The sequence below is a fragment of the Loktanella sp. DJP18 genome (genome assembly GCF_049310965.1).
GTDB lineage: Bacteria > Pseudomonadota > Alphaproteobacteria > Rhodobacterales > Rhodobacteraceae > Loktanella.
Genome location: NZ_JBMERN010000332.1, coordinates 1 through 1,181, shown reverse-complemented (window position 1 = coordinate 1,181; position 1,181 = coordinate 1). Strand labels below are relative to the sequence as shown.

General features: G+C 64.1%; 1 protein-coding gene. It reads left to right on the top strand.

Features of this window, described 5'->3' with window-relative positions; translation table 11 throughout:
- Positions 1–3: 3 nt before the first annotated feature.
- The gene (tuf, locus tag ACOI1H_RS25695) at positions 4–1,179 is read left to right on the top strand and encodes an elongation factor Tu (protein ID WP_422441165.1); all 1,176 of its coding nucleotides are present in this window, start codon (positions 4–6) and stop codon (positions 1,177–1,179) included.
- The last annotated feature ends 2 nt before the right edge of the window (positions 1,180–1,181 follow it).

Below are 1,181 nucleotides of genomic sequence, written 5' to 3'. Positions count from 1 at the left end.
ATCATGGCTAAGGCAAAGTTCGAACGCAACAAACCGCACGTGAACATCGGGACGATCGGTCACGTCGACCACGGCAAGACGACGCTGACGGCGGCGATCACGAAGTACTTCGGTGAATTCCGCGCCTACGACCAGATCGACGGCGCCCCCGAAGAGAAGGCCCGCGGCATCACCATCTCGACCGCGCACGTCGAGTATGAGTCCGAGAACCGTCACTACGCCCACGTCGACTGCCCCGGCCACGCCGACTACGTCAAGAACATGATCACCGGTGCCGCCCAGATGGACGGCGCGATCCTGGTCGTGAACGCTGCCGACGGCCCGATGCCGCAAACGCGCGAGCACATTCTGCTGGGCCGCCAGGTGGGCATCCCCTACATGGTCGTCTACATGAACAAGGTCGATCAGGTCGACGACGAAGAGCTGCTGGAGCTCGTCGAGATGGAGATCCGCGAGCTTCTGTCGAAGTACGATTATCCCGGCGACGACATTCCGATCATCCGCGGCTCGGCCCTGCACGCGATGAACGGCACCCGTCCGGACATCGGCGAAGAGTCGATCAAGGCGCTGATCGCCGCCGTCGACGAGTACATCCCGACGCCCGCACGCGCCGTGGACCTGCCGTTCCTGATGCCGATCGAGGACGTGTTCTCGATCTCTGGCCGTGGCACGGTCGTGACCGGCCGCATCGAGCGTGGCGTGATCAACGTCGGCGACAGCATCGAGATCGTGGGTCTGAAGGACACCAAGACGACGACCTGCACCGGTGTCGAGATGTTCCGCAAGCTGCTGGACTCCGGCCAGGCGGGCGACAACGTCGGCGTCCTGCTGCGCGGCATCGACCGTGACGGCGTGGAGCGTGGACAGGTGCTGTGCAAGCCGAAGTCCGTGTCGCCGCACACGAAGTTCGAGGCCGAGGCCTACATCCTGAACAAGGAAGAGGGCGGCCGTCACACGCCGTTCTTCGCGAACTACCGCCCGCAGTTCTACTTCCGCACGACGGACGTGACCGGCACCGTGATCCTGCCCGAGGGCACGGAAATGGTGATGCCGGGTGACAACCTGAAGTTCGAAGTCGAGCTGATCGCGCCCATCGCGATGGAAGACGGCCTGCGCTTCGCCATCCGCGAAGGCGGCCGCACCGTCGGTGCCGGCGTGGTCTCGAAGATCCTGGCGTAAGT